This window comes from Pseudomonas sp. A-RE-22, from assembly GCF_019956035.1.
Lineage (GTDB): Bacteria > Pseudomonadota > Gammaproteobacteria > Pseudomonadales > Pseudomonadaceae > Aquipseudomonas > Aquipseudomonas brassicacearum.
The window spans coordinates 11,817-38,292 of record NZ_JAHBCZ010000028.1; the positions used below are offsets into that span (position 1 = coordinate 11,817).

Below are 26,476 nucleotides of genomic sequence, written 5' to 3' on the forward strand. Positions count from 1 at the left end.
GCCGTCGCCCTCTCTCAAACTTATCGTTCAAATCTGCCTATGACTGCCACCCCTGTTCTACCCGGTGACCGATTCAGCCGATCCGATTACAAGACCCTGGGCCTGGCCGCCTTGGGAGGCGCGCTGGAGATCTACGATTTCATCATCTTCGTCTTCTTCGCCCTGACCCTCAGCCAGTTGTTCTTTCCGCCGGAAATGCCCGATTGGCTGCGCTTGCTGCAAAGCTTCGGGATTTTCGCCACCGGCTACCTGGCCCGGCCCCTGGGCGGCATTCTCATGGCGCACTTCGCCGATCGCCTGGGGCGCAAGCGCGTGTTCAGCCTGAGCATCCTGATGATGGCCTTGCCGTGCCTGCTCATCGGCGTGATGCCGACCTACGCGCAAATCGGTTATTTCGCACCGTTGCTGTTGCTGGCGCTGCGTATCCTCCAGGGTGCGGCGGTGGGCGGCGAGGTGCCCAGCGCCTGGGTGTTCGTGGCTGAACATGCGCCGCTGCATCATCGCGGCTATGCCCTGGGTTTCCTCCAGGCCGGCCTGACCTTCGGCTACTTGCTGGGCGCCTTGACCGCAACAGCGCTGGCGCGGATCTACACACCGGCAGAGATTCTCGATTACGCCTGGCGCCTGCCGTTCCTGCTCGGGGGCGTTTTTGGCGTGATCGGCGTCTGGCTGCGTCGTTGGCTGAGCGAAACGCCGATCTTCATGGCCCTGCAAGCCAATCGCGAAGGTGCTGCGGAACTGCCGCTGCGCACGGTCCTGCGCGACCACCGCCAGGCGTTGCTGCCCGCCGCCATCCTGACCTGCGTGCTGACTTCTGCCGTGGTGGTGTTCGTGGTCATCACCCCGACCGTGATGCAGAAAAGCTTCGGCATGACCGCCAGCCACACCTTCGCCCTGAGCAGCCTGGGCATCGTGTTCCTGAACATCGGCTGCGTCCTGGCCGGCCTCATCGTCGACCGCATCGGCGCCTGGCGCACCGTCATGCTCTACAGCCTGCTGCTGCCTGTGGGCATTGCCGTGCTCTACGCCAGCCTGATCAGCGGCAGCGCCTGGCTGGGCCTGGCCTACGCCGTGGCCGGGCTGGGTTGCGGCGTGGTCGGTGCGGTGCCTTCGGTGATGGTCAGCCTGTTCCCACCGAAGATCCGCGTGTCCGGTATCTCGCTCACCTACAACATCGCCTATGCCCTGTGGGCCAGCATGACACCGCTGATGCTGATAGCACTGGTGCCGTGGAGCCCATGGGTGTGCGTGGCCTATTGCGGGGTGATGGGGGCGGTGGGCGTGGCTGCGGCGGCGTATTTTCCAGGGCGCCATGGGAAAGCTGCGCAACCGTCATTGGCCTGTGGATCCTGATCCGGCTGTTCAAAGACGCTCGCGCAAAAAATCCACAAAGGCCCGGGTGCGTGCCGAGCGGCGTCGATCGTGACTGAACACGGCGCTGACGGGAAGCGCCAGCGGCTGGTAATCGGCAAGCACGGTGCAGACGGTTCCCTGGCGAATATCGGCAGCGAACAACCACTGCGGTGACAGCGAAACGCCCAGCCCCGACAGCACCATTTCCCGGATTGCCTCGCTGCTGTTGCAGGTAACGTTGCCCTTGATCGAGACGCTGTGCTGTCGGCCATCCTGGTCGAACCGCCAGACGTCGTAGTGCTCCAGCAGCGTGAACGCCAGACAGTTATGGCCGACCAGGTCAGCCGGTGCGAGGGGCGTGCCATGCTGTTGCAGATAGGCGGGGGAGGCGTACACCCGGCGCGGGCTGTCGCCGAGGGAAATCGCTACCAGCCCTTCGCTTTTTACCACGCCGATGCGAATGGCCAGGTCGATGTTCTCCTTCAACACATCCTCGTTCTGATCGCTTAGCCTCAAGTCGATCCGAAGCTGTGGGTGACGCGCGAGGAACTCGCCCACCAACGGCGCAATGCACAAGCGGCCGAAACTGACGGGCGCCGCCACGCGCAGAAGGCCGGCGATCTGTTCCTGGCCACTGGCGAAACTGAGCCGTGCCGCGTCCAGGCTGGCGAGTATGTCCTTGCTTTCGGCGTAGAAGCGCTGCCCCTGATCGGTCAGCGCGAGATGGCGGGTGCTGCGGGCAAACAGCGCCCCGCCCAGGTGTTGCTCCAACGCGCGGATCTGTTTGCTCACCGCCGGTTGGCCCAGGTTCAGTTCCCTGGCGACGGCCGAGAACGAGCCGCGCTCCACCACCCGCACGAACACCTGCATTGCGTCGAACAGATCCATCAGGATTTAGCCTCTGCCTGGAATAAATCCTATCCATTGTTGCTCACTTATCGGAATGCGTCTTCCCTCGCACTATGAACCTGCCCACTCATTGGAGGTTTACCGTCATGAACAACACCATGTCCGCCGCCGTTGCCGAAACCGCTCAGGCTGCGCTGATTGTCCGTTCCATCTCCCGGCCCATTCCCGGCAAAGGCCAGGTATTGATCAAGGTGCATGCCGCCGGAATCAACCCGCTGGACACCAAGATCGCGGCGGGAGGCGGGGCCCACGCACGCCAGCCGCTGCCCGCCGTATTGGGGATTGACCTGGCCGGGACGGTGGTTGAACGGGGAGAGGGCGTGAATGACTTTGCACCTGGTGACGAGGTGTTCGGCATGGCCGGCGGGATCGGCGGTGCCCAAGGCGCGCTGGCCGAATACATCGCGGTCGATGCCCGCCTGATAACGCTCAAGCCCGGCTCACTGAGCATGCGCGAAGCGGCCGCCTTGCCTCTGGCCTTCATCACGGCCTGGGAAGGCTTGGTCGATCGCGCCAACGTCCGGGCCGGGCAACAGGTGTTGATACATGGTGGGGCGGGTGGTGTCGGTCAAATGGCCGTGCAAATCGCCAAGGCCCGGGGCGCCGAGGTCTACGCCACTGGCTCAGCCAACAGCCTGGATTTCATCCGCGAACTGGGCGCGTCAGCCATCGACTACCGGACCCAGGACACCGACAGCTACGTGGGCCTGTACACCGATGGCGAAGGCTTCGACATCGTCTACGACACCGTGGGCGGCCCGACCCTGGATGCGTCTTTCAACGCGGTCAAGACCTACACCGGCCATGTGCTCAGTTGCCTCGGCTGGGGCCAGCACAGCCTTGCGCCGTTGTCGTTCCGAGGGGCGAGCTATTCCGGGGTGTTTACGTTGATGCCGCTGCTGACGGGCAAGGGGCGCGAGCATCATGGTCAGATCTTGCGGGAGGCCGCCGCTCTGGTTGAGTCAGGGCAGCTGCGGATCAAGCTGGATCAGCGTCGGTTTGGCCTGGAGCAAGTCAATGAGGCCTTTGCCCAGGTCGCCGAGGGGCGTGGGGCGGGGAAAACGGTAGTGGACATTGGGATCGAGTGAGACGGGACCGCACTTCGTCAGGGCCAAACAACTTGAGCGCGTGTTCAAACGCCGTAGAATGCAGCCGCCATTATGCCGCTACCTCTCAAGGACGAATTCAAACATGCGAGTTTTTACCCTGTTGCTGGCCCTCTGCCTTATGGCAGGTTGTGCTTCCAAGCCTGATTACTACATTTCCCCTGCGCCAGTGGCGATCCCCGAGACCGCCACCTATTGGATCGACACGTTCAACGTTGAAGTCGTCGGCAAAAACGAACGCTTCCTGCCCGACGAAAAAGTCCGTGACCAGTTACACACCGACCTGATCGTCCGCCTGCTCGACGGCAATCGTTATGCCTCCAGCAAGGAAACCGCTGACTATCTGCTGGACGTCAACGCCGTCTATGCGCGCCGTATTCAAGACACCCAAGGTGGTTTCATGAACAAGATCGTCGCCGACGGTACGTACCTGGCCAGTGTCGATTTCAATTATCAGGTCAAGGTGAAGAAGGCCGGTGTCGAAGTGCTGCACTTTGCCCAGGCCCGCCAGGGGCTGATGCCGGGTGGGGCGATCGGGCAACTTGAGGTCCTGAAAGGCATGACGGGGGCGCTGACGAACAGAGGCAACTCCGATGTCGAAGACTATTACACCAGTCATTTGAGCGGCTTCATCGCCGATGATCTGCGGGGCATTCCGTCCCGCTAACAATGCCTGCTGCAACGTGCTGGCGATTGCTCCAATCGCGGTAACGGCCTGGCCACTCTGGGGTGGCCGGCGCAGTCTTTTCAGCACATCAAAAAAATCTTTTGGTCGTTAACCCGAACCCCATGCGCCCTGCGTCTGACTCTGTGAACGGATCATTCATTCACGAGGTTCAGCCCATGTCCCGTCCACTTCCCTTTATGCGTCCTGCTGCCCAAGGCTTCGCCGTGACTTTGCTGGTGGCGTTGGCCGGTTGTGGGTTGTCTTCGTCTCGGGAGGCTGCCAAGCCGTCCGAGCCGGTAGCCGTGGCGCCTAGCGTCGTACCGCAAGGCGAGATCGCCGAAGTGCGCCAGTCGACGGTCAAGCGCATGCTCATGAAGCCGGCATCGATGCCCGCACCTAGCGTGGCGAACGATGCCATCGCCGGGAGTTACCGCACTGAGCCGCGCGAGCAGTACGAAAAACTGCCGGACAACCCCATCCATAGCGTCGCCGAAACGCCGGTCTCGACCTTCAGCGTGGATGTCGACACCGGCAGCTATGCCAATGTGCGACGTTTGCTCAATCAAGGCAGCCTGCCGCCCGAAGGTGCCGTGCGACTGGAGGAAATGGTCAATTATTTTCCGTATAGCTATGCCCTGCCCACCGACGGTTCACCCTTTGGTGTGACCACCGAGGTGGCACCATCGCCGTGGAACCCTCACACCCGCTTGTTGCGCATCGGCATCAAGGCCAGCGACCGTGCTGTGGCGGATCTGGCTCCGGCCAACCTGGTGTTCCTGGTGGATGTTTCCGGTTCCATGGACCGTCGCGAAGGCCTGCCGCTGGTCAAGAGCACGCTGAAATTGCTGGTGGACCAATTGCGCGATCAGGACCGGGTATCCCTGGTGGTCTATGCCGGCGAATCCCGGGTGGTGCTCAAGCCCACTTCGGGGCGCGACAAGGTGACAATCCGCAACGCCATCGACCAACTCGACGCCGGTGGTTCCACCGCGGGCGCCTCGGGTATCGAACTGGCCTACCAGATGGCTCGGGAGAGCTTTATCGACAAAGGCATCAACCGCATCCTGCTGGCCACCGATGGCGATTTCAACGTAGGCATCAGCGATTTCGACAGCCTCAAGCAGATGGCGGTAGACCAGCGTAAAAGCGGCGTTTCCCTGACGACGCTGGGCTTCGGTGTGGATAACTACAATGAACACCTGATGGAGCAATTGGCCGATGCTGGTGACGGCAACTACGCCTACATCGACAACCTGCTCGAAGCGCGCAAAGTCCTGGTCGACCAACTCAGCTCCACCCTGGCGGTGGTGGCGCGGGACGTGAAATTGCAGGTGGAGTTCAACCCTGCCCAGGTCAGCGAATATCGCCTGCTCGGTTATGAGAACCGCGCGTTGAAGCGTGAGGATTTCAACAACGACAAGGTCGATGCGGGCGAGATCGGCGCCGGGCATACGGTGACGGCCTTGTATGAAATTGTCCCGAAAGGCCAACCGGGCTGGTTGGAGCCGCTGCGCTATGCCAGCAAGCCCCAATCGGAGGGTAAATCAGGCGAATTGGCGATGTTGCGCGTACGCTACAAACCCGCTGAGGGCGGTAGCAGTCGATTGATCGAGCATCCGATTGCGGGCGTGCAGGACGAACACAAGGCCAGCGATGACCTGCGTTTCTCGGCTGCCGTGGCGGCCTTCGCCCAGCAGCTCAAGGGTGATGGGCGTTACACTGGGACGATGAGCTTGAAGGACACTGCGCAATTGGCGCGCTCGGCCCGTGGTGATGACCCGTTCGGGCTGCGTGCCGAGTTCGTGCAGTTGGTGGAACTGGCCCAGAGTCTCGAGCCCGCGGCCAAGCGCTGATCCCGAGCACAACGAGGACCAAAATGTGGGAGCGAGCTTGCTCGCGATGGCGGTGGATCGATCAGCATCATCATTGACTGATCCGACGTCATCGTCGGATCGCCGCCCGGAGCAGGCTCGCTCCCACAGTATTCTCTTGTCGCCTGCCAGAACTGTGTTGACCGCAAAGGAGTTCGTCACTCACATGCCCGCTGCGCTTGATTATCCCAGCGACGAATCGCTGCTGGCCCGCTACCGCAATGGCGACGGGGCTTCTTTCGAAGTCCTCTACGCCCGCCATCGGCAAGGGCTCTACCGTTTCCTGGTGTCCTTGAGCAACAAGGCCGAACTGGCCGAAGAAGTGTTCCAAGACACTTGGCTCAGCCTGATTCGCAGCACCACCCAGCCACAAGGCCGGGCGAGTTTTCGCACCTGGCTGTTCCAGATTGCCCGCAACCGCTTGATCGACCACTGGCGCAAGCATGGTGTCCACAACCCGTTGCACGACAGCTACGACGAGCAGCTTCACGTCCAACCCGACGACACCAGCAGCCCTGAGCGACAGTTGACCCTGAGTCGAGACCAGGCGCGTCTCGACGCTGCATTGCAGGCTTTGCCCGAAGATCAGCGGGAAGTCTTCCTGCTGCGCCTGCACGGCGACCTGGAGCTGCCACAGATTGCCGCCTTGACCGGCGCCCCGCTGGAAACGGTCAAGAGCCGCTTGCGTTACGCCCAGCAGAAATTGCATCGCCTGCTGGCCGAGGAGGTACCCGCATGATCGACCCCAAAAACACCCCGGCCCCCGACGATGAAGTGCTGATCGAGCACTTCCGCCAACACGCCAGCGCCGAGCCGCCGGCCTCCCTGGACGCCTTCATCCTGGCCGCTGCCCGCCGTGAAGCCCCGACGCCCGCGCCAAGCCTGTGGCAGCGCTGGCTACAGGCCTGCCAACGGCCGCGCTGGCAAATGGCATTCGCCACGGTCGCCGGCGTGGCGCTGATGATCGGCCTGGTACTGCGTTCGCCCGTGACCCACGACGAACTGTCCGCACCCGCCTCGATGGAGTTTTCCGCCGATCGGCAAGCGCCCGCCGTTGCCGCTGCACCGCCGCCGGCGATGCCCGCTCCCGCACCGATCATCCGCATGGCGCCCCAGGGCGAACTGGCCCGAGCCCCGGCAAGCCCTGACCAGGCCCTTGCGGAAAAGTCGGCGGCGAAAATGAGCAAACCCGCGCCCGCTGCACTGCCATCGTTGGAGCAAGGCTTGCTGGAAATCCTGCGTTTGCGTGAGGCGGGTGAGAGCAAGGCTGCTGATGAAAAGCTGCTGGCGCTGCATCAGCGCTTTCCCGAGGAGGACTTGCCGGCGCGGTTGGAGGCGTTGCGCAAGCGTTGAGTAAGATCAGCGCCCACAAAAAAGCCCCAGGCCTTGCGACCTGGGGCTTTTGATTCTGAAGATGGTGCACCAGGCGGGATTCGAACCCACGACCCCTGCCTTCGGAGGGCAGTACTCTATCCAGCTGAGCTACTGGTGCGACGCGGGCGCCATGATACTCATATGCATCGCGGGCGTCCATGCTGCTGATTTGCCGGTGTTTTCATAAGGCTGGGCGGGCATCGGCTACGCTGATCAGAAAAAACGGGCAAATTCGTTTTTTTCGTTCTTTTTTTCGAACAGCCTATTGTCCTTCACCCCTATCGGCCCTAGGATTCGTTTGAGATTTCAAACGCTCTTGTCTGGGTGCTGAACCGCACGTCTGTGCTTTTGTGCGTTATTTCTGTGCTTCAGCCCGGTGAATGATTTCCCTGACGGCAGCCCCCGAGGCGCCTTTCTACAAATCTAATTCGCTCCGCGCGTGCGCGGTGCTGTTAAGGAAAGCCGACATGCAGCTTAAAGACACCCAGTTGTTCCGCCAACAAGCCTTTATCGATGGCGCTTGGGTCGATGCGGACAATGGTCAGACGATCAAGGTCACCAACCCGGCAACGGGCGAAGTGCTGGGCACTGTGCCGAAAATGGGCGCCGCCGAAACCCGCCGGGCGATTGAAGCCGCCGACAAGGCACTGCCGGCCTGGCGTGCACTGACCGCCAAGGAGCGCGCCAACAAGCTGCGCCGCTGGTACGAATTGCTGATCGAAAACCAGGACGACCTCGGTCGCCTGATGACCCTGGAACAAGGCAAGCCACTGGCCGAAGCCAAGGGCGAAATCGTCTACGCCGCCTCGTTCATCGAATGGTTTGCCGAAGAAGCCAAGCGCATCTACGGTGACGTGATTCCCGGCCACCAACCCGACAAACGCCTGATCGTGATCAAGCAGCCGATCGGCGTGACCGCAGCCATTACCCCGTGGAACTTCCCGGCCGCGATGATCACCCGCAAGGCCGGCCCGGCCCTGGCTGCCGGTTGCACCATGGTCATCAAGCCAGCTTCGCAAACCCCGTTCTCGGCCCTGGCCCTCGTGGAACTGGCGCACCGTGCCGGGATCCCGCAAGGCGTGCTGAGCGTGGTCACCGGTAGCGCCGGCGACATCGGTGGCGAGCTGACCAGCAACCCGATCGTGCGCAAGCTGTCGTTCACCGGCTCGACCGAGATCGGTCGCCAGTTGATGGCCGAATGTGCCAAGGACATCAAGAAAGTCTCCCTGGAACTGGGCGGCAACGCGCCGTTCATCGTGTTCGACGACGCGGACCTGGATAAGGCCGTCGAAGGCGCGATCATTTCCAAATACCGCAACAACGGCCAGACCTGCGTCTGCGCCAACCGCCTGTACATCCAGGATTCGGTGTACGACGCGTTTGCCGAAAAACTGAAAGTGGCGGTGGCCAAGCTCAAGATCGGCAACGGCCTGGACGATGGCACCACCACCGGTCCCTTGATCGACGGCAAAGCGGTCGCCAAGGTGCAGGAACACATCGCTGATGCCGTCAGCAAAGGCGCGACCGTGCTGTCGGGCGGCAAGGCAATGGAAGGCAACTTCTTCGAGCCGACCATCCTGACCAACGTGCCGAAGAACGCTGCAGTGGCGAAAGAAGAAACCTTCGGCCCGCTGGCACCGCTGTTCCGTTTCAAAGACGAAGCCGAAGTGATCGCGATGTCCAACGACACCGAGTTCGGCCTGGCCTCGTACTTCTATGCTCGCGACCTGGGCCGTGTGTTCCGTGTGGCCGAAGCCCTGGAATACGGCATGGTCGGCGTCAACACCGGGTTGATTTCCAACGAAGTCGCGCCATTCGGCGGCATCAAGGCTTCGGGCCTGGGCCGTGAAGGCTCCAAGTACGGCATCGAGGATTACCTGGAAATCAAATACCTCTGCCTGGGTATCTGATCTGCTTCAAGCGCAAAGGGCACGAGAGCGCTGTCCCTTTGCGCGTTTTACCCGTTCTGTTTCTTGTGGCCGGAACGCTGCGGCAGTCGATCATCGCATGCTGTCGCAGTTGCCTCCCCGCCATGTATTCCTTGAGCCACGCCGACCGATGAGCGGCGAATGAGGACTGTAATGAGCAAGACTAACGCTGACTTGATGGCCCGCCGTACCGCCGCTGTTCCACGCGGTGTTGGCCAGATTCACCCGATCTTTGCCGAATCGGCGAAGAACGCCACGGTAACCGACGTTGAAGGTCGTGAATTCATCGACTTCGCCGGCGGCATCGCCGTGCTGAACACCGGCCACGTACACCCGAAAATCATCGCCGCCGTGACCGAGCAGCTGAACAAGCTGACCCACACCTGCTTCCAGGTCCTGGCCTACGAGCCCTACGTGGAACTGTGCGAAAAAATCAACGCCAAGGTGCCGGGTGATTTCGCCAAGAAAACCCTGCTGGTGACCACCGGTTCGGAAGCGGTGGAAAACGCCGTGAAAATCGCCCGCGCCGCCACGGGCCGTGCCGGTGTGATCGCCTTCACCGGTGCTTACCACGGTCGCACCATGATGACCTTGGGCCTGACCGGTAAAGTCGTGCCGTACTCGGCCGGCATGGGCCTGATGCCCGGCGGCATCTTCCGCGCGCTTTACCCGAACGAACTGCACGGCGTGAGCATCGACGACTCCATCGCCAGCATCGAGCGTATCTTCAAGAACGACGCCGAGCCGCGTGACATCGCGGCAATCATCATCGAGCCGGTACAGGGCGAAGGTGGTTTCTACGTAGCACCCAAGGAATTCATGAAGCGCCTGCGCGCTTTGTGCGACCAGCACGGCATCCTGCTGATCGCTGACGAAGTGCAGACCGGTGCCGGCCGTACCGGCACCTTCTTCGCCATGGAGCAGATGGGCGTTGCCGCCGACCTGACCACCTTCGCCAAATCCATCGCTGGCGGCTTCCCGTTGGCCGGTGTGTGCGGCAAGGCCGAGTACATGGATGCCATCGCGCCGGGTGGCCTGGGTGGCACCTACGCCGGTAGCCCGATCGCCTGTGCGGCGGCGTTGGCGGTAATGGAAGTGTTCGAAGAAGAACACCTGCTGGACCGCTGCAAGGCGGTGGGCGAGCGTCTGGTGACCGGCCTCAAGGCGATCCAGAAGAAGTACCCGGTCATCGGTGACGTGCGTGCCCTGGGCGCGATGATCGCCGTGGAGCTGTTCGAAAACGGTGACTCCCACAAGCCGAACGCGGCAGCGGTAGCCCAAATCGTGGCCAAGGCGCGCGACAAGGGCCTGATCCTGCTGTCCTGCGGCACCTACGGCAACGTACTGCGGGTGCTGGTGCCGCTGACCGCGCCGGACGAGCAACTGGACAAAGGCCTGGCGATCCTCGAAGAGTGCTTCTCCGAACTCTGAGTGACGGTTGTGCGCTGATCCACAAAAACCCGCCTTCTGGCGGGTTTTTTCATGTGTGCGAACCTGCCCGGTGGATTTTGAGCTGTCTGGAACGGCCACCAAGGTCTAAGGTGCAAGTATGGCAAGGGAGCATGCTGCATGACTGCTGTGGATTTACCCGCTGTACCGCGTGTGTTGATCGCCGAGGCCGATCCGGCGTCCCGTGAGCTGCTTGAGCAGGTGTTGTCGGGTGTGCGCTGCGATGCTCGGGTGGACACTTGTGGCGACGGCAAAGAGGCTTTGGATTTGCTGGCGAAGCATCCCTACGATCTGGTGATCGCCGATTGGGAGCTGCCGGGGGTTGATGGCCTGGCGATTCTGCGTGGCCTTCGCCAGCAGCATCGCACCCCGCCGTTGCCGTTCATCCTGATGAGCCGACGCAACGACAGCGCCAGCGTGCGCGAGGTCTTGCCGCTGGCGCCGACCGCGTATCTGACCAAACCCTTGAACCGGGAGAACCTGACCCAGCGTTTGCAGGGGTTGTTGGTGGGCGGTGAAGAAACCTCCAACGATGCGCCGGTTCCGGGGCCGGGGTTGACCCTGATAGCTTTTCTGGAGCGTCGGCGTGATCTGTCCGAAGGCGCGCCGCTGATGACCGATGTGCAGGTGGCAGTCAAGCGCTGCCTCAACCCCGCTGGCCTGGATCTGAAGCTGCTGGAAGAAGAGATTCGTACCGACCCGCAAATCACTGGGGTGCTGATTGCGGCGGCCAACAGCGCTGCCCAGCATCAGGGCGGCGGCCCGGTGCAGACCGTGGCCCAGGCGCTGCACCAGCTCGGCACCGGGCAAAGCATGAACCTGATCCTCGGCCTGACCCTCAAGCGCTGCGCCCGGCTCACCGTTCCCTGTCTGGCGGACTATGCCAAGCGCTACTGGGAATTGTCGCTGCACACCGCCGAGTACGCCCGGATCCTGGCGCGGCTACTGGATCTGGAACCGGAGCGTTGTTACTGCGCGGGGCTGTTACACCGCCTGGGAGACCTGGCGCTGTTGCGTTGCCTGGAGGAGTGGACCCAGGCGGGTGGCGAGTTGGATGAGTTGGAGGAAGTAGGGAGTTGCCTAGATCAATACGGCGCCGGTTTCGGCTCGGCGCTGCGCACTCGCTGGCGCCTGCCGCTGGAGCTGCGTGAGTTGATCGCGGCAGCCTATAGCCTGGGTGGTGGGGTTTATTCCCGCGAGGCACTGGTGATGAACATGGCGGCGCAGATGGCCCACCTGACCGAGCATGAAGGACTTGAAGAGCTGGCCCGGGGGCGCACGGCACGGTTGCTGAAGATCGGCTTGCCGGAGTTGATGCGGTTGCGCCGCAAGTAGCACCACCACCTAACCCCCCTGTGGGAGCGAGCTTTGTGGGAGCAAAGCTTGCTCGCGATGCAGGCAACTCGGGTTCAAGTGGACACCGAGGCGCTGCTATCGCGGGCAAGCCTTGCTCCCACAGGGGTTCAGTGGCGGGACAACTCACTCAAGCCGCGATGATGCGGTTCTTGCCCTGGCGCTTGGCTTCGTACATGGCCGCGTCGGCGCGGGCGAACAGGCTGTCGAGGCTCTGGTCGTCGGCCGTGATGCCGGTCAGGCCCTGGCTGACGGTAATACCGAAGCCCCGTTCCCCGCTGCGGAAGGCCAGGCGCTGGATCTCCCGTTGCAACCGCTCGGCCACTTGCAGCGCCATGTCCGGGGCGCAGCCGGGGAACACCGCGGCGAACTCTTCGCCGCCGATTCGCCCGAACAGGTCACCGCGCCGGAGCACGGACCGCCCGCTTTCGGCGATTCTCTGCAACACGGTATCGCCTTCCTGGTGGCCGTAGGTGTCGTTGATCACCTTGAAGTCATCGATGTCGAGCAACAGGAACGCCATGGGCATGCCTTGTAGCCGTGCCTGCTCGAATTCACGGTGGGCGCATTCGAAGAAATGCCGGCGATTGCTGCTTTGGGTCAGCACGTCGGTGGTCGCCAGGCGCTGCAGTTCGCTTTCCAGCAGCTTCTTTTCGGTGATGTCTTCGGCAATGCCCACCACAATCACCGGTTGCCCTGGCTCGGCCTTGCGGTTGATGAAGCATTTGTCGCTCAGCCAGCGGATCTGGCCGTTGCCGGCGATGATGCGGTATTCACGGTCTTCGACGGCGCCTTTGACCAATACTTCGGCCAGGCTGCGTTCGGCGTATTCCAGGTCGTCGGGGTAGATTGCGTCGCGCCATTCGTTGAAGTCAGCCAGGACCAGGCCGGCTGGGCGGCCGAAGATCCGCTCGTAGGCGGGGCTGACATACAGCACTTGGCGGGTTTCCCAGTTGAACGCCCACAGCACGGCATTGACGCTGACCAGCAACGAGCTGAACAGCTGCTCACGCTCGCTCAGGCGCGCCACTTCACCCTGGGCATGCATCAGCGCCATGAGTGTCTGGGCTGCCTCGGGCCAATGAGGTAGGGAGTAATCCTGTAGGTTCTTGTCGACCATCGGCACAAATCTCAAAGAGCATGCACTGCTGTTGGTTCGCACGCGCTTTCTCCAAAACCCGCCTGGATGGCGAAGTGCTCTTTGAGATAGGGGATTTGGGGCGAAGTTCCTTTTCAGGCGACGAAGGGCGGGGGATTTAGCGAGTTGAATTATGGGGGCTGAACTTGTGGCCAGAGATTGCCCCCACTGGGCCTGTAGGAGCTGTCGAGCGGAGCGAGGCTGCGATCTTTCCCCTGACGCTTGAATCTCAAGCGAAAGATCAAAAGATCGCAGCCTTCGGCAGCTCCTACAGGGCCGTGGCAGGCCGTAGCGAGTAGGTCTTGAGCTGGTCGGCGAAGTCCCGCAGGGACTGGATGCCGCTGGCCTCGGCCTCGTGGACCCATTCCTTGATGGCGGCGAGCATGTCGTGGCCGTTGCTGCTGGTCTTGACCCAGATCTGCTGCAAGGCCAGGCGTTTCTCGTAGATCACCTTCAGCGCCTGGCTGTGTTCGAGCATGTTCTGGATGCGCACGTGGTGACGGTCGTCCAGCAGGCTGGTTTCCCGCGACAGCAGGCGCTTGGCCCGGTGGAACTGGTGACGCACCGAGTGATCGACCTTTTCCAGTTCCTGCTTGACCAGTGGCGCTATGACCAGCCGGCGGTACTGCGCCATGATCTGGAAACGGTTGTTGAGGATCGCCATGGCCGTGTCCATGTCCAGGTGGCCCTTGCCTTCGACCCGGTGGGCGATCGGCGCAACCCGCTGGACCTTGGCCAGGCGCAGGAAACTGAACACCCGGATCCAGGCCCAGCCCAGGTCGAACTCCCATTTGCGTACCGACAGCTTGGCCGAGTTGGGGTAGGTGTGGTGGTTGTTGTGCAGCTCTTCACCGCCGATCAGGATGCCCCAGGGCACCAGGTTGGTCGCCGCGTCGCGGCATTCGAAGTTGCGGTAGCCCACGGCATGGCCCAGGCCATTGACCACGCCGGCAGCCCACACGGGAATCCACATCATCTGGATGGCCCAGATGGTGATGCCGATGGTGCCGAACAGCAGCAGGTCGATAATGCCCATGATCGCCACGCCCAGCAGCGGGAAGCGGCTGTAGAGGTTGCGCTCGATCCAGTCGTCGGGGCAGTTCTTGCCGTAGATGCGCAGGGTTTCCGGATTTTCCGCCTCGGCGCGATACAGCTCGGCGCCTTTGCGCAGCACGGTGGACAAGCCTTTTATGACCGGGCTGTGGGGGTCGTCGACGGTTTCGCATTTGGCGTGGTGCTTGCGGTGGATGGCGGTCCACTCGCGGGTATTCTGTGCCGTGGTCAGCCACAGCCAGAAACGGAAGAAATGTTTCAGACCGGCATTGAGCTCCAGGGAGCGGTGCGCCGAATAACGGTGCAGGTAGACCGTGACGGCAATGATCGTGACGTGGGTCATCAGCAGGGTAGCTGCCACCAGTGACCAGGCCGACAAGCCAAGAAAACCTTCGTACCACATAGGCTGTAGGGCCCTCGATAAAGATAGAAACAGCCGTTGCATTATCACCGGCCCGACAGATAAAACCAGTCGGCCTTTCAGATAAGAGTGGCTGAATGTTTCTTCCTCTATAATCCCCACCTCTCTGTAGGGACATGGATGGCCGAATGCCTGCCTATCAACGCAGTGCCATGCGCGTAGCGCTGCTTTACCTTGTGTTGTCAGTCGTCTGGCTGCAGCTGATTGGTTATTTATTGAGCAGTTTCTTCGATCAATTCGCTGACAGGCAACGCTGGCTGCTGATCAACGGCTATGCCTGGGTCCTGCTCAGCGCCGGGTTGATCTTCCTGGCGCGGGCGCGGATCTCGCAATTTTTCGCCAAGGGCGAGCACGGTGCCGATCGCGAGCGTCTGCGCCAGGCTGCCGCCGTCTTCGATTGCACCCGCGAAGGGGTGTTGGTAACCGACCGCAATGGCCTGATCGTGCACGTGAACCGGGCCTTCATGGCGATCACCGGTTATGTGCGGGACGAAGTGTTGGGCCAACGCCCCAGCCTGTTCAAGTCCGGTCGCCACGGGCCGGAGTTCTATCACGACATGTTTACCTCCCTGGACAGCCTGGGGGAGTGGAGCGGCGAGATCTGGAATCGGCGTAAAAGCGGTGAGATCTACCCGCAATGGCAGACGATCCGCGTCATTCGCGACGACAGCGGCGAGGTCAGCCATTATGTCGCGGTGTTTTCTGACATCAGCGCCATCAAGGATTCCGAGCACGAGCTGGCCTACCTGGCTCATCATGACCCGCTGACAGGCTTGCCCAACCGCCTGCTGTTTTCCGATCGCACCGAGCAGGCCCTGGCGTCAGCGCAATTGCACAAGCGTGGCTGCGCTCTGTTGCTGCTGGATCTGGATCACTTCAAGAACATCAATGACAGCCTGGGTCACAACGTGGGCGATGAGTTGCTCAAAGGCGTGGCCGAGCGGTTTCGCGGGCTTTTTGCGCCAGGGGTGACCCTGGCCCGGCTCGGGGGCGACGAATTTGCGGTGCTGGTGGAAAACTGCTCGCAGCCAGGCCAGGCAGCGGCGCTGGCCCGGCGCATCCTCGATGCCTTGAAAGAGCCCCTGCGGTTCGATGACCACGCATTGTTCATCAATGCCAGCATCGGCATCAGTCTGTTTCCCGGCGATGCCCTGAGCGCCGGGCAACTGCTGCGCAATGCCGATTCGGCGTTGTTCAAGGCCAAGAGCGCCGGCCGCGACGGCTATGCCTTGTACACCGAAGAACTCACGGCCCACGCCCAGCAGCGGGTCGAGATTGCCTTCGAACTGCGTCGCGCGCTGCAGCAACAGGAGTTGCGCGTTCACTACCAGCCGGTCCACGACCTGGCGACCAGTCGTCTGATCGGTGTCGAGGCGCTGGTGCGATGGGAGCATCCCACGCGGGGGCTGGTGTCGCCGGCCGAGTTCATTCCCATTGCTGAGCGTACCGGCCTGATTGCCCAGGTCGATGCCTGGGTCATGGACCAGGCCTGTCGGCAGATGTGCCAGTGGCAACAGGCCGGCGTGGCGCTGTCGTTTGTCGCTGTCAACGTATCGAGTCGGTTGTTTGCCCGTCGTGAGTTGTATGACCAGGTCGCCCAGGTGTTGCATGACACGGGCCTGGATCCGGGTTGCCTGGAACTGGAAGTAACGGAAAGCGCGGTGATGGAAGACCCGGAGGTGGCGCTGGAGCAGATGCATCGCCTGCGGGAGCTGGGCGTGCGGCTGGCCATCGACGATTTCGGCACGGGGTATTCGTCGCTGCTGCGGCTCAAGCGTTTGCCGGTGCAGAAGCTGAAGATCGATCAGGGTTTTGTCGCGGGGTTGCCGTGGGATGAGGATGACGCGGCGATCGTCCGGGTGATCATTGCCCTGGCCCACAGCATGGGTATGCAGGTGCACGCCGAAGGCATCGAGCAGCGTGAGCAGGCGGCATTTTTGCTTGGCCAGGCTTGTGAGCTGGGGCAGGGTTACTGGTTTGGCCGGCCCGTGGCGGCGGCGCTGTTGGATTGGGATCGGGTGCCGGTTATTGCTTGATCGTCAGGGGTATTGATGTTGGTCGAGTGCATATCCGTTGCTGCGGTAACGGCTACTGGCGGTTCCGCCCTTACGGCGGGTCACTTTTTTCAGACGCCAAAAAAGTAACCATGGGCCTGTCCCGTGACAACGGACGCCAAGAAGCGGCCTAGTAGCCGACCTGGCTCTGGGCGAGACCGCGTTTCCCCTGTGGGAGCGAGCTTGCTCGCGAAGGCGTCGGTTCAGCTTGCATCATTGTTGCCTGACACTCCGCTATCGCGAGCAAGCTCGCTCCCACAGTTGTTTTGGGTTGACTGTGGTATCCGCGACAACCCAATTCCCCTGTGGGAGCGAGCTTGCTCGCGATGGCGCCGGCTCAGCTTGCCTCTATGTAGGCGCTATCCCTTGGCGCTGTGTGCCGCCATCTCCTTGGTTTCCAAATGATCCAACGCCCGCTCAACCAACAACTGCACCCCATCGGCCATGCGGCTGATCGCCAGGGCGACGCAGCGGCGTGAGTCATCCACGTCGTCAGCCAGGTCGGCGGCGATGGTGCTGATGGAGAGCAGGTCTTCGGAGGCGTTGGCGAGCAGGGTTTCGGTGTCGATGTGAGGGGTGACGATGAACAGCTTGGTGCTGTCGGGTTCGGGCGGTGAGGCGGGCTTGGGGTTGAGGTAGTAGTCGAGGGCGCGGGTGGCGGCGTCATCGAGCTTTTTTTCTTCCTGCGCTTGGACGCGGGATTTGTGGCCGTTTTGCGGCGGATTAGGTGATGGCTTGAACATAGTTGTACTCCGAAGTTTTCAGGAGCCAACACCGCTTCGCTTGCACAGTCGAGAGAGGTGGCAGCTATGCATAGGTGTGCAAGACCGGTCGGAGTACCCGGCAGACCCGAAGATCTCCCATACACAGCTGCCATAACGACTCGCGAGCATAAAAAAATGCCCGATGAATAGCCATCGACAATTGTGTCCTCCGCCGGACTTGCACGTCCGTGTCACCGTTTTTTGCGATGACGAACAGAGGTTATCCGCGCCATAGAGCGCTGCCTAGTTCATGAACAGCCCGGCGTTTTGAAGGAAATATCCGAGGGTTTGGCAGGGAAAAAGCCCCTAACCACCCCTGCCGTAGGACGTCGGCTACTTTCTGTAACTTTGGTTATATAAAAATTCTTAAATAGTCTTTTTAAGAATATCCGCACTTATCTAGTATTGCTCCCACGCCGCAAGCAGTGCCGCCCACTGCCAGGCATTCATTCAAAGGAGCAGCAGCATGAGCGCATCTCTACGTAGCGTTGACGGCCAGGACGAAGCAACCATCTTGCGCGAGATCCAGAGCGCGTTGCGCGATCTACGCTTTGGGGCAGTGGAAATCACCGTGCACAACGCGCAGGTGGTCCAGATCGAACGCAAGGAAAAATTCCGCCTGCAGCAACCGAGTCATAAGCCGTCTTGAAGAAAGACAAAAGATCGCAGCCTTCGGCGGTGCCTACGGGGGGCTGAGTGTAGGAGCTGCCGAAGGCTGCGATCTTTTTCTACAAGCCAAACGAATTTCCAGAAGCCATAAGAAAACCAGAATTCCAGGAGCTTTCACCATGTCGTCCATTCGTCGTTATGCCCTGGCCGCGCTGGCCAGTGCTGTTTTTGCCGGTTCCGCCGTCGCCAAGGATTACGAGTTGCTCAACGTGTCCTACGACCCGACGCGTGAGCTTTACCAGGATTACAACGCCGAATTCGCCAGTTTCTGGAAGAAAGCGCACCCGGACGACAGCGTGAAGATCCAGCAGTCCCACGGTGGTTCGGGCAAGCAAGGCCGGGCGGTGATCGATGGTCTGCGGGCCGACGTGGTGACCTTGGCCCTGGCCGGTGACATCGATGAAATCGCCAAGCTGGGCAAGTCCCTGCCGGCGGACTGGCAAACACGCCTGCCGGAAGCCAGCACGCCCTACACGTCCACCATCGTGTTCCTGGTGCGCAAGGGCAACCCCAAGGGCATCAAGGATTGGGGCGACCTGATCAAGAACGACGTGTCGGTCATCACCCCGAACCCGAAGACTTCCGGCGGTGCGCGCTGGAACTTCCTTGCCGCCTGGGCCTATGGCCTGAAGGCCAACGGGGGTGACGAAGCCAAGGCCAAGGAATACGTGCAGGCGCTGTTCAAGCACGTGCCGATTCTCGACACCGGTGCCCGTGGCTCGACGATTACCTTTGTCAACAACGGTCAGGGCGATGTGTTGCTGGCCTGGGAAAACGAAGCCTTCCTGGCGCTGAAAGAGGACGGTGGTGCGGACAAGTTCGACATTGTCGTGCCGTCGTTGTCGATCCTCGCCGAACCGCCCGTGGCGGTGGTGGACAAGAATGCCGAGAAAAAGGGCAACCTGGAGATCGCCGAAGCCTACCTCAAGCACTTGTACAGCCCGGCCGGCCAGGAAATCGCCGCGAAAAACTTCTATCGTCCACGGGACAAGGATGTGGCCGCCAAGTACGCCCGGCAGTTCCCGAAACTGGACCTGGTGACCATCGACAAGGACTTCGGCGGCTGGAAAAGCGCCCAACCGAAATTCTTCAACGATGGTGGCGTGTTCGACCAGATCTATCAGGCGCAGTAAGCTGAAACAAAGCTAAATCCGGACACCGAATTTGTGGCGAGGGGATTTTGTGGGAGCAAGGCTTGCCCGCGATGGATGCGATGCGGTCCTTCAGAAACCGAGTCGCCTCTATCACGGGCAAGCCTTGCTCCCACCCAGTCTTGCTTCCATGTTTAGTGTTTTTAACCAAGGACCTTTATGTCGCGTCGCATATCCCCCGTCATACCCGGCTTCGGGCTGACGCTGGGCTACACCCTGGTGTACCTCAGTCTGATTGTGCTCATACCCCTGGCGGCGATGTTCGTGCATGCCGCCCAGCTCACCTGGGAACAGTTCTGGGCGATCATTTCGGCGCCGCGTGTGCTGGCGGCCCTGAAACTCAGTTTCGGCACCGCGCTGTACGCCGCCATCATCAACGGCGTGATCGGTACGTTGCTGGCCTGGGTACTGGTGCGCTACACCTTCCCCGGTCGCAAGATCATCGACGCGATGATCGACCTGCCGTTCGCCCTGCCCACCGCCGTGGCCGGTATTGCCCTGACGGCGTTGTATGCGCCGACCGGTCTGGTCGGCCAGTTCGCCACTGACCTGGGCTTCAAGATCGCCTATACGCCGCTGGGCATCACCCTGGCGCTGACCTTCGTGACGTTGCCGTTCGTGGTGCGCACGGTGCAGCCGGTGCTGGCCGATATTCCCCGTGAAGTCGAAGAAGCCGCCGCTTGCCTCGGCGCCAAGCCATGGCAGGTGTTCCGCCACATCCTCGTGCCGGCGTTGTTGCCGGCCTGGTTGACCGGCTTCGCCCTGGCCTTTGCCCGTGGCGTGGGCGAGTACGGTTCGGTGATTTTCATCGCCGGCAACATGCCGATGAAAACCGAGATCCTGCCGCTGCTGATCATGGTCAAGCTCGACCAATACGACTACACCGGCGCCACCTCCATCGGCGTGCTGATGCTGGTGGTTTCCTTCGTCCTGTTGCTGCTGATCAACCTGCTGCAGCGGCGCATCGAAACCCCATAAGGAGGCGCGAACATGTCCCAATCGTCTATTTCCGCAGCCTCCACCAATGCCGCTCGCCGTGGCAGTGCAACGTCGCGGCGCGTGCTGATCGGCCTCGGCTGGCTGATTTTTGCGCTGTTTCTGCTGTTGCCGCTGTTCATCGTGGTGTCCCAGGGCCTGAAGCTCGGGCTGGGGGCGTTCTTCACGGCGATCTTCGAACCCGACGCACTGTCGGCGTTGAAACTCACGGTGGTTGCGGTGCTGATCTCGGTGCCGCTGAACCTGGTGTTCGGCGTCAGTGCCGCGTGGTGCGTGAGTAAGTATTCATTCCGCGGCAAGAGCATGCTGGTGACGCTGATCGACCTGCCGTTCTCGGTGTCGCCAGTGATCGCGGGCCTGGTCTACGTGCTGATGTTTGGCGCCCAGGGCTTGTTCGGGCCGTGGCTGTCGGATCACGACATCCAGATCGTGTTCGCGCTGCCGGGCATCGTCCTGGCGACCATCTTCGTCACCGTACCGTTCGTGGCCCGTGAACTGATCCCGTTGATGCAGGAGCAGGGCACCCAGGAAGAAGAGGCCGCGCGCCTGCTCGGCGCCAATGGCTGGCAGATGTTCTGGCATGTCACTGTGCCGAACATCAAGTGGGGCCTGATCTATGGCGTGGTGTTGTGCACGGCCCGGGCCATGGGCGAGTTCGGCGCGGTGTCGGTGGTGTCCGGGCACATTCGCGGGGTGACCAACACCCTGCCGCTGCACGTCGAGATCCTCTACAACGAATACAACCACGTGGCCGCGTTCGCTGTGGCGAGCCTGTTGCTGATCCTGGCGCTCTTCATCCTGCTGCTCAAGCAGTGGAGCGAAAACCGAATCAACCGCCTGCGCGCCAGCGCCGCGGAGGAATAAGTCATGTCGATCGAAGTCCGTAACGTCAGCAAGAATTTCAACGCGTTCAGGGCCCTGGACGAGATCAGCCTGGATATCCAGAGCGGCGAGCTGGTGGCGCTGCTGGGCCCGTCGGGTTGCGGCAAGACCACTCTGCTGCGGATCATCGCCGGCCTCGAAACCCCGGACCAAGGCAGCATCGTGTTCCACGGCGAGGACGTGTCCGGCCACGACGTGCGTGATCGCAACGTCGGTTTCGTGTTCCAGCATTACGCCTTGTTCCGTCACATGACGGTGTTCGACAACGTTGCCTTCGGCCTGCGCATGAAGCCGAAGAACCAGCGCCCGAACGAAAGCCAGATCGCGACCAAGGTCCACGAGCTGTTGAACATGGTGCAGCTGGACTGGCTCGCCGACCGCTACCCCGAGCAGTTGTCCGGCGGCCAGCGCCAGCGTATCGCCCTGGCCCGCGCCCTGGCGGTGGAGCCCAAGGTGTTGCTGCTGGATGAACCGTTCGGCGCCCTCGACGCCAAGGTCCGCAAGGAACTGCGCCGCTGGCTGGCGCGGCTGCACGAGGACATCAACCTGACCTCGGTGTTCGTGACCCACGACCAGGAAGAGGCCATGGAAGTCGCCGATCGGATCGTGGTGATGAACAAAGGCGTGATCGAGCAGATCGGCTCGCCCGGCGACGTCTACGAAAACCCGGCCAGCGACTTTGTGTACCACTTCCTCGGCGACTCGAACCGCCTGCACTTGGGTGAGGACCGGCATGTACTGTTCCGCCCTCACGAAGTTTCGCTGTCGCGCTCGGAGCTGGAAGACCACCACGCCGCCGAAGTGCGCGACATCCGTCCGCTCGGCGCCACCACTCGGGTGACCCTGAAGGTGGAAGGCCAGAGCGAGCTGATCGAGGCGGAAGTGGTGAAGGATCACGACAGCCTGGTGGGCCTGGCGAAGGGCGAGATGCTGTTCTTCAAGCCGAAGGTCTGGCAGAAAGTCGCCAACCTCTAAAAGCAAAAGCATCGTCGGAACGCCGCCCGGAGCAAGCTCGCTCCCACAGGGGATTTGTGTGTGGCGCAGATCCATTGTGGGAGCGAGCCTGCTCGCGATGGCGTCCTCGACATTACCTCGATCTGAATCTGAATAACGACGTTTCTGTTTGCTTCAATCGGTTCTACTTCTGCACCTGTCCTTGAATCAAACCCTACCTAGACTCTGACTTGCCAGGAGGCAGTGAGAGTCCAATGACGGACCGGTGTTATCTCCTGGCGCCTGATGCCAAGGAGATGAGTATGAGAGTGGAAGTCAGTCGGCATGGCCCGCTTGGCTGTGCATTGTTAGGCGTCTTGCTGGCCCCGGCCGCCAGCGCCGCCCCCTCGTTGTCCCCCCAGATACCCTTCGATGTCACGGTGACCAAGCCCGTTTCACTGGTCAGCCTGCAAGCCAATTTCGATGAGCTGTCGTGGCAGACCTTCATCGCCCTGAGCTGGCCGGCGCTGGATAACGGCGACCCCAATACCGGCACCTCCATCGGCAAGCAGGATGGCGCCACCGTGTGGGAAAGCTGGAAAGAGAGCTACCAGATTTTCCGCGCCAAGGGCCAGGCCCCGCTGCCCTGGAATGCCCCGGCGACCCTGCCCGAAGCGTGCAAGTCGCTCAAGCCCGGTCGCCTGTTGCAGCAAATGGGCAAGGTGCCCGATGTGCTGGATGAATTTATCCAGCCCTTCGAGAGCGGCCCGCTGGTGGACCAGAACGGTACGTACACGCGCAACGAAATCGTGGTCAACCAATCGATGTTCAACGGCATCGTCGACAACGGCCTGTACAGCATTGAAGGACAGCAGGCGTTTTTCGCCGCGAAGCCGACCAATGCCGTGGCGTTCAGTTGTGGTTCCACCGAGACCAGGCAGGTCGGCGCGGTGATGGTGAAGGCGTCGTGGAAAGTACTGGGCCCCAACGACAACCGGCAGGACTTTCACACCGTCGATGCGCTGGTCTACACCCCGGGCAACAACGACCCGAGCCATGGACCGATTGTCGCGGAGTCGTGCGTGTCCGAGCCGGTCGGTTTGGTGGGGTTGCACATGGTCCATAAGACCGCCAGTGCGGCGCAATGGGTCTGGTCAACCTTTGAGCATGTGAAAAACGTGCCGGAAAAAACCACGCCCGTTGCCCAGCGGACGGGGCCTTATCTGTTCTACAACGCAGCCAGCACAAGCGACATCAACCAGCCGCCACCACGGCCATGGAACCCGGCGGTCAAGGCGACGCCCTCGCAGATCGTGCGCGACGTGCCGCTCACCGAGGCCACCAAAAAACTGAACGCTACGTATCAAGGTCTGTTGCGTACGGTGAACCCGAAGAGCGTCTGGGCGAACTATCAACTGATCAGTACCCAGTGGCCGTCAGACCCGCCCAAGAACTGCCAGATATCGGCCGCCAACCCGCTGGGCAGCCCTGCGCCCTCGTTCCTGGCCAACGCCACGCTGGAGACCTACATCCAGGGCACCGTGCCCCAGGCGTCTTCCAGTTGCATGGCTTGCCATGGCAATGCGGCCACCCATGTCACCGAGTCGCCGCGTACCAGCTTCGCGGATTTCACCTATTTGCTCGAACGCGCACAGTCCACCAGTGGACAAGGAGCCAAGCAATGAGCAGCAATCTGGATAATTTCGTAGGCCTGTCATCAGCCCTTATTGGCATCTCAACGGATCGTTTGGCACCTCAGATCGACCCGGTCGGTTTGCCGCCGATCTTTCTCGATTATGTCACTGCGCGAGTTCCTTCCGACGTGCTCAACGCGCTCTTGACTCAATACGCCACCCTGGTGGCTGAGCACTTCCCGCCCGACCAGATCGCCCAGCAGATACTGAAGTTCAACATGCAACCGACGATTCCACGCACGGTACTCGCCGCGCGCTCGATCATGAAGCTGTGGTTGTTGGGCGTCTGGTATCAACCGTTCGATATGGCGCCTTTCAAGAAAGATGATTCAGCGGTGGTGTCCGATCAGGCCTACATCCACAGCTGGGCCTGGAAAATCGCTCAGGCTCACCCGATGGGCTACAGCGAATCGTTTTTTGGGTATTGGAACAGCGCGCCCTCCAGCCTTGAAGATTTGACCGGCGTATCCGCTAACGGACAGCAAGGAGCGTTGTCATGAGTACCGAACAAGCCGAAGTGGTGATCGTTGGCGCAGGCCTGGCCGGTAGCATCATTGCCTATCAGTTGAGCATGGCCGGGATTGATGTACTGGTACTCGAATCGGGGCCGGAGATACCGGTCAATCGTGCCCAGTATCTGGAGCGTTTCTATACCGCGACGCTGAAAACCCCTGAGTCCCCTTACCCACCAAGCACGACACTGGACCCACATCTCAAGGGGCCGGCCGAACTGAACGCTCCACGGGCGACCATTGCCGATCTGCTCAATGGCAACTGGAACAACCCGGCGGTCAGCTACTTGGTCCAGAAAGGCCCGATGCCCTTTACGAGCACTTACGAACGGGTGGGTGGCGGCACGACATGGCATTGGGTCGGAACCTGCCTGCGCATGGTGCCGAACGATTTTCGCCTGCGGTCCAAGTATGGCGTCGGGGTGGATTGGCCGATAGGTTATGACGATCTGCAAAGCGCCTATTGCCGGGCGGAAGCGGAAATCGGTGTGTCGGCCAACGTCGCCGACCAAGGTTATCTGGGCATGACCTTTCCCGAGGGTTATGCATTCCCGATGCGCAGCATTCCGTTGTCGCTGGTCGATGGCAGCTTTGTCACGGCTGTCACGGGACAGACGTTCGATAGCCTGCCGCTGGTAGTCAGCCCGACGCCGGCTGGGCGCAACTCCCAACCTTATGCCGGTCGCCGGGTATGCGCCGGCAATACCAACTGCACGCCGATCTGCCCGATCCAGGCCAAGTACGACGCCACTGTGACCATGAACAAAGCGTTGAATACTGGCAAGGTCCGCGTGCTTTATCGAACCGTGGCCAGCAAAGTAACCGTTGGCACTGACAGCAATATCAATGGCATCGAGTTCAAGCAATATCAGTTGGAAGATGGCCCCGTCACTGGAACCGGCGTGGCAATAGGACAACGTTATGTGATCGCCGCCCATGCGATCGAAACACCGAAACTGCTACTGCACTCCGGCGTGGCCAACAGCAGCGGGCAAGTGGGGCGCGGCCTGGCTGACCATCCCATTTATCTGGCGTGGGGGTTGATGCCCGAGGGCAAGGCGATTTTCCCCTACCGGGGACCGCTATCGACGGCCGGCATCGAAAGCCTGCGCGACGGTGCCTTTCGCAGCGATCGTGCGGCGTGGCGTATCGAGATTGGCAACGAAGGTTGGAACTGGCCGGCCGGTGATCCCTACACCACGGTCGCTGACTTTATCGATGGGAAGAACAATGGCGGCGCCAACCCGAGCAATAAATTGCTATCCGGAACGGCGTTGGTACAAAAGCTCAACGACGTCTTCACCCGCCAGTTCCGGATCGGTTTCCTGGTCGAGCAGGTCGAGGACGATCCCGACCACGCGCAATGCTACATCGTGCCCTCGACCCAATACACGGACCGGCTCGGCATCCCTCGGCCGGAAATCCACTACAACCTGTCCGAGTACACCATGAAGGGTTTCCAGCAGGCGAAAGTACTGGCGACACGCATCATCGAGGAGCTGCTCGGTGCCCAGGAGTTGACGGGCATCATCGGACCTGGATGTTTTACGTACGACAAGGTGCCCTACAGCTTCCAGGGCGCCGGCCACCTGATGGGGACTTATCGCATGGGCGATGACCCCACCAAGTCTGTGGTGGACAAGTACCAGCGCAGTTGGGACCACAAGAACCTGTTCCTGGTGGGCGATGGCGTGTTCCCCAGCACCGGCACCTCGAACCCGAGCCTGACGATTGCGGCGCTGTCGTTCCAGGCTGGGGATACGCTGGCCAATGACCTGCGGGCGGTGACGATGCAGGTCCAATCCAACGTCGCCTGGCAGGGCACTGGCGTGCAGGTCAACGGGTTGGTACCGCGACTGGTGCGCTATGTCAGTGGGCGATGGTGTGCCAGTCCGCAGGGTGGCAATGTCGATGGAAATGGCGGTTCGAGGCACATCGACTACAGCAGCTATGCCTTGCCCGGTGCCGCCGAAGGCGCCTTGATCGGTCGCGTGGGCAATGATGGCAAGCCGTTCCTGGTGGGTGACCTGGGGCAGGTTCCGGGCGACCAGCAAGGGGAACTGCAACTGTGCATCAACGATGACCTGACCGGGCAGCACGGGTCTGGCTTGAAAGATAACACCGGCGCGCTGACGATTCGGGTCGAGTTTGGTGCGCTGTAAGGCTTGAGCGGTAACGGTCCAACTCCTGTGGGAGCGA

The 26,476-nt window shown here is 61.4% G+C and carries 22 protein-coding genes and 1 tRNA gene; 18 read left to right on the forward strand and 5 right to left on the reverse strand.

The features are described 5' to 3' along the window. The first annotated feature begins 39 nt into the window (after positions 1-39). Complete coding sequence (locus tag KGA89_RS15155; protein ID WP_003196471.1) at positions 40-1,353, forward strand: MFS transporter; 1,314 nt, start codon at positions 40-42, stop codon at positions 1,351-1,353. Positions 1,354-1,362: 9 nt separating this feature from the next. On the opposite strand, the gene KGA89_RS15160 is transcribed toward KGA89_RS15155, so the two are convergent. After that, positions 1,363-2,241 carry a LysR family transcriptional regulator gene (locus KGA89_RS15160; protein ID WP_223471957.1) on the reverse strand — a complete coding sequence of 293 codons (879 nt, stop codon included), beginning with the start codon at positions 2,239-2,241 and terminating at the stop codon, positions 1,363-1,365. Positions 2,242-2,348: 107 nt separating this feature from the next. Here KGA89_RS15160 and KGA89_RS15165 point away from each other — a divergent pair, with 107 nt between their 5' ends. The 5 genes from KGA89_RS15165 (at position 2,349) to KGA89_RS15185 (ending at position 7,259) form a co-directional block, all read left to right on the forward strand. Beyond that, positions 2,349-3,350, forward strand: a complete 1,002-nt coding sequence (locus KGA89_RS15165; protein ID WP_223471958.1) for a zinc-dependent alcohol dehydrogenase family protein — start codon at positions 2,349-2,351, stop codon at positions 3,348-3,350. Between the two features lie 103 nt (positions 3,351-3,453). After that, positions 3,454-4,035, forward strand: a complete 582-nt coding sequence (locus KGA89_RS15170; RefSeq protein WP_223471959.1) for a hypothetical protein — start codon at positions 3,454-3,456, stop codon at positions 4,033-4,035. A 176-nt stretch (positions 4,036-4,211) separates the two neighbouring features. Beyond that, entirely contained in the window at positions 4,212-5,888 is a 1,677-nt protein-coding gene (locus tag KGA89_RS15175; RefSeq protein ID WP_223471960.1) for a vWA domain-containing protein, read from the forward strand. A gap of 184 nt (positions 5,889-6,072) precedes the next feature. Beyond that, on the forward strand, positions 6,073-6,645 hold the full coding sequence (locus KGA89_RS15180) for an RNA polymerase sigma factor (protein WP_223471961.1): 573 nt from the start codon (positions 6,073-6,075) through the stop codon (positions 6,643-6,645). Then, on the forward strand, positions 6,642-7,259 hold the full coding sequence (locus KGA89_RS15185; RefSeq protein ID WP_223471962.1) for a hypothetical protein: 618 nt from the start codon (positions 6,642-6,644) through the stop codon (positions 7,257-7,259). Before KGA89_RS15180 ends, KGA89_RS15185 begins: the two co-directional genes overlap by 4 nt. A 62-nt stretch (positions 7,260-7,321) precedes the next feature. Here KGA89_RS15185 and KGA89_RS15190 read toward each other — a convergent pair. Then, positions 7,322-7,398 (reverse strand) — tRNA-Arg (locus KGA89_RS15190). 349 nt (positions 7,399-7,747) lie between these two features. Here KGA89_RS15190 and gabD point away from each other — a divergent pair. From gabD to KGA89_RS15205, 3 genes are all read left to right on the forward strand, one after another. Beyond that, positions 7,748-9,190 carry an NADP-dependent succinate-semialdehyde dehydrogenase gene (gabD, locus tag KGA89_RS15195; RefSeq protein ID WP_003196484.1) on the forward strand — a complete coding sequence of 481 codons (1,443 nt, stop codon included), beginning with the start codon at positions 7,748-7,750 and terminating at the stop codon, positions 9,188-9,190. A 171-nt stretch (positions 9,191-9,361) separates the two neighbouring features. Then, complete coding sequence (gabT, locus tag KGA89_RS15200; RefSeq protein WP_057450589.1) at positions 9,362-10,639, forward strand: 4-aminobutyrate--2-oxoglutarate transaminase; 1,278 nt, start codon at positions 9,362-9,364, stop codon at positions 10,637-10,639. 138 nt (positions 10,640-10,777) lie between these two features. Continuing rightward, entirely contained in the window at positions 10,778-11,992 is a 1,215-nt protein-coding gene (locus tag KGA89_RS15205) for a response regulator (RefSeq protein ID WP_003196488.1), read from the forward strand. Positions 11,993-12,140: 148 nt separating this feature from the next. On the opposite strand, the gene KGA89_RS15210 is transcribed toward KGA89_RS15205, so the two are convergent. Both KGA89_RS15210 and desA read right to left on the reverse strand, forming a co-directional pair. Continuing rightward, positions 12,141-13,130 carry a GGDEF domain-containing protein gene (locus tag KGA89_RS15210; protein ID WP_027912073.1) on the reverse strand — a complete coding sequence of 330 codons (990 nt, stop codon included), beginning with the start codon at positions 13,128-13,130 and terminating at the stop codon, positions 12,141-12,143. Positions 13,131-13,416: 286 nt separating this feature from the next. Beyond that, positions 13,417-14,604, reverse strand: a complete 1,188-nt coding sequence (gene desA, locus KGA89_RS15215) for a delta-9 fatty acid desaturase DesA (protein ID WP_223471963.1) — start codon at positions 14,602-14,604, stop codon at positions 13,417-13,419. Between the two features lie 146 nt (positions 14,605-14,750). Between desA and dibA the strand changes: the two genes are divergently transcribed. Continuing rightward, positions 14,751-16,658 (forward strand): phosphodiesterase DibA, encoded by a 1,908-nt coding sequence (gene dibA / locus KGA89_RS15220; protein ID WP_223471964.1) that lies wholly within the window; start codon positions 14,751-14,753, stop codon positions 16,656-16,658. A gap of 377 nt (positions 16,659-17,035) precedes the next feature. On the opposite strand, the gene KGA89_RS15225 is transcribed toward dibA, so the two are convergent. Further along, the gene (locus tag KGA89_RS15225) at positions 17,036-17,419 is read right to left on the reverse strand and encodes a DUF6124 family protein (RefSeq protein ID WP_223471965.1); all 384 of its coding nucleotides are present in this window, start codon (positions 17,417-17,419) and stop codon (positions 17,036-17,038) included. A 487-nt stretch (positions 17,420-17,906) separates the two neighbouring features. Here KGA89_RS15225 and oscA point away from each other — a divergent pair, with 487 nt between their 5' ends. The 8 genes from oscA (at position 17,907) to KGA89_RS15265 (ending at position 26,439) form a co-directional block, all read left to right on the forward strand. After that, complete coding sequence (gene oscA, locus KGA89_RS15230) at positions 17,907-18,089, forward strand: sulfur starvation response protein OscA (RefSeq protein ID WP_003186967.1); 183 nt, start codon at positions 17,907-17,909, stop codon at positions 18,087-18,089. A gap of 139 nt (positions 18,090-18,228) precedes the next feature. Further along, positions 18,229-19,242 carry a sulfate ABC transporter substrate-binding protein gene (locus KGA89_RS15235; RefSeq protein ID WP_003196501.1) on the forward strand — a complete coding sequence of 338 codons (1,014 nt, stop codon included), beginning with the start codon at positions 18,229-18,231 and terminating at the stop codon, positions 19,240-19,242. Positions 19,243-19,419: 177 nt separating this feature from the next. After that, a complete protein-coding gene (gene cysT, locus KGA89_RS15240) occupies positions 19,420-20,238 on the forward strand; it encodes a sulfate ABC transporter permease subunit CysT (RefSeq protein WP_013692011.1) in 819 nt (272 codons plus the stop codon). Between the two features lie 12 nt (positions 20,239-20,250). Continuing rightward, positions 20,251-21,120, forward strand: a complete 870-nt coding sequence (gene cysW / locus KGA89_RS15245) for a sulfate ABC transporter permease subunit CysW (protein WP_003196505.1) — start codon at positions 20,251-20,253, stop codon at positions 21,118-21,120. 3 nt (positions 21,121-21,123) lie between these two features. After that, the gene (locus KGA89_RS15250) at positions 21,124-22,113 is read left to right on the forward strand and encodes a sulfate/molybdate ABC transporter ATP-binding protein (protein ID WP_223471966.1); all 990 of its coding nucleotides are present in this window, start codon (positions 21,124-21,126) and stop codon (positions 22,111-22,113) included. Positions 22,114-22,394: 281 nt separating this feature from the next. Next, a complete protein-coding gene (locus tag KGA89_RS15255) occupies positions 22,395-23,756 on the forward strand; it encodes a cytochrome C (RefSeq protein WP_223471967.1) in 1,362 nt (453 codons plus the stop codon). Then, a complete protein-coding gene (locus tag KGA89_RS15260; RefSeq protein ID WP_003196510.1) occupies positions 23,753-24,265 on the forward strand; it encodes a hypothetical protein in 513 nt (170 codons plus the stop codon). The genes KGA89_RS15255 and KGA89_RS15260 overlap by 4 nt, the downstream gene beginning before the upstream one ends. Continuing rightward, a complete protein-coding gene (locus tag KGA89_RS15265) occupies positions 24,262-26,439 on the forward strand; it encodes a GMC family oxidoreductase (RefSeq protein ID WP_003196512.1) in 2,178 nt (725 codons plus the stop codon). Before KGA89_RS15260 ends, KGA89_RS15265 begins: the two co-directional genes overlap by 4 nt. Positions 26,440-26,476 lie beyond the last annotated feature (37 nt).

Coding starts and splice junctions, on each gene's coding strand:
- KGA89_RS15205 (WP_003196488.1), top strand. CDS start 10,778: ATGACTGCTGTGGATTTACCCGCTGTACCGCGTGTGTTGATCGCCGAG.
- KGA89_RS15250 (WP_223471966.1), top strand. CDS start 21,124: ATGTCGATCGAAGTCCGTAACGTCAGCAAGAATTTCAACGCGTTCAGG.
- KGA89_RS15185 (WP_223471962.1), top strand. CDS start 6,642: ATGATCGACCCCAAAAACACCCCGGCCCCCGACGATGAAGTGCTGATC.
- KGA89_RS15165 (WP_223471958.1), top strand. CDS start 2,349: ATGAACAACACCATGTCCGCCGCCGTTGCCGAAACCGCTCAGGCTGCG.
- KGA89_RS15155 (WP_003196471.1), top strand. CDS start 40: ATGACTGCCACCCCTGTTCTACCCGGTGACCGATTCAGCCGATCCGAT.
- cysW (WP_003196505.1), top strand. CDS start 20,251: ATGTCCCAATCGTCTATTTCCGCAGCCTCCACCAATGCCGCTCGCCGT.
- KGA89_RS15175 (WP_223471960.1), top strand. CDS start 4,212: ATGTCCCGTCCACTTCCCTTTATGCGTCCTGCTGCCCAAGGCTTCGCC.
- desA (WP_223471963.1), bottom strand. CDS start 14,604: ATGTGGTACGAAGGTTTTCTTGGCTTGTCGGCCTGGTCACTGGTGGCA.
- KGA89_RS15170 (WP_223471959.1), top strand. CDS start 3,454: ATGCGAGTTTTTACCCTGTTGCTGGCCCTCTGCCTTATGGCAGGTTGT.
- KGA89_RS15235 (WP_003196501.1), top strand. CDS start 18,229: ATGTCGTCCATTCGTCGTTATGCCCTGGCCGCGCTGGCCAGTGCTGTT.
- KGA89_RS15255 (WP_223471967.1), top strand. CDS start 22,395: ATGAGAGTGGAAGTCAGTCGGCATGGCCCGCTTGGCTGTGCATTGTTA.
- KGA89_RS15180 (WP_223471961.1), top strand. CDS start 6,073: ATGCCCGCTGCGCTTGATTATCCCAGCGACGAATCGCTGCTGGCCCGC.
- KGA89_RS15210 (WP_027912073.1), bottom strand. CDS start 13,130: ATGGTCGACAAGAACCTACAGGATTACTCCCTACCTCATTGGCCCGAG.
- KGA89_RS15260 (WP_003196510.1), top strand. CDS start 23,753: ATGAGCAGCAATCTGGATAATTTCGTAGGCCTGTCATCAGCCCTTATT.
- KGA89_RS15265 (WP_003196512.1), top strand. CDS start 24,262: ATGAGTACCGAACAAGCCGAAGTGGTGATCGTTGGCGCAGGCCTGGCC.
- dibA (WP_223471964.1), top strand. CDS start 14,751: ATGCCTGCCTATCAACGCAGTGCCATGCGCGTAGCGCTGCTTTACCTT.
- KGA89_RS15225 (WP_223471965.1), bottom strand. CDS start 17,419: ATGTTCAAGCCATCACCTAATCCGCCGCAAAACGGCCACAAATCCCGC.
- KGA89_RS15160 (WP_223471957.1), bottom strand. CDS start 2,241: ATGGATCTGTTCGACGCAATGCAGGTGTTCGTGCGGGTGGTGGAGCGC.
- gabT (WP_057450589.1), top strand. CDS start 9,362: ATGAGCAAGACTAACGCTGACTTGATGGCCCGCCGTACCGCCGCTGTT.
- cysT (WP_013692011.1), top strand. CDS start 19,420: ATGTCGCGTCGCATATCCCCCGTCATACCCGGCTTCGGGCTGACGCTG.
- oscA (WP_003186967.1), top strand. CDS start 17,907: ATGAGCGCATCTCTACGTAGCGTTGACGGCCAGGACGAAGCAACCATC.
- gabD (WP_003196484.1), top strand. CDS start 7,748: ATGCAGCTTAAAGACACCCAGTTGTTCCGCCAACAAGCCTTTATCGAT.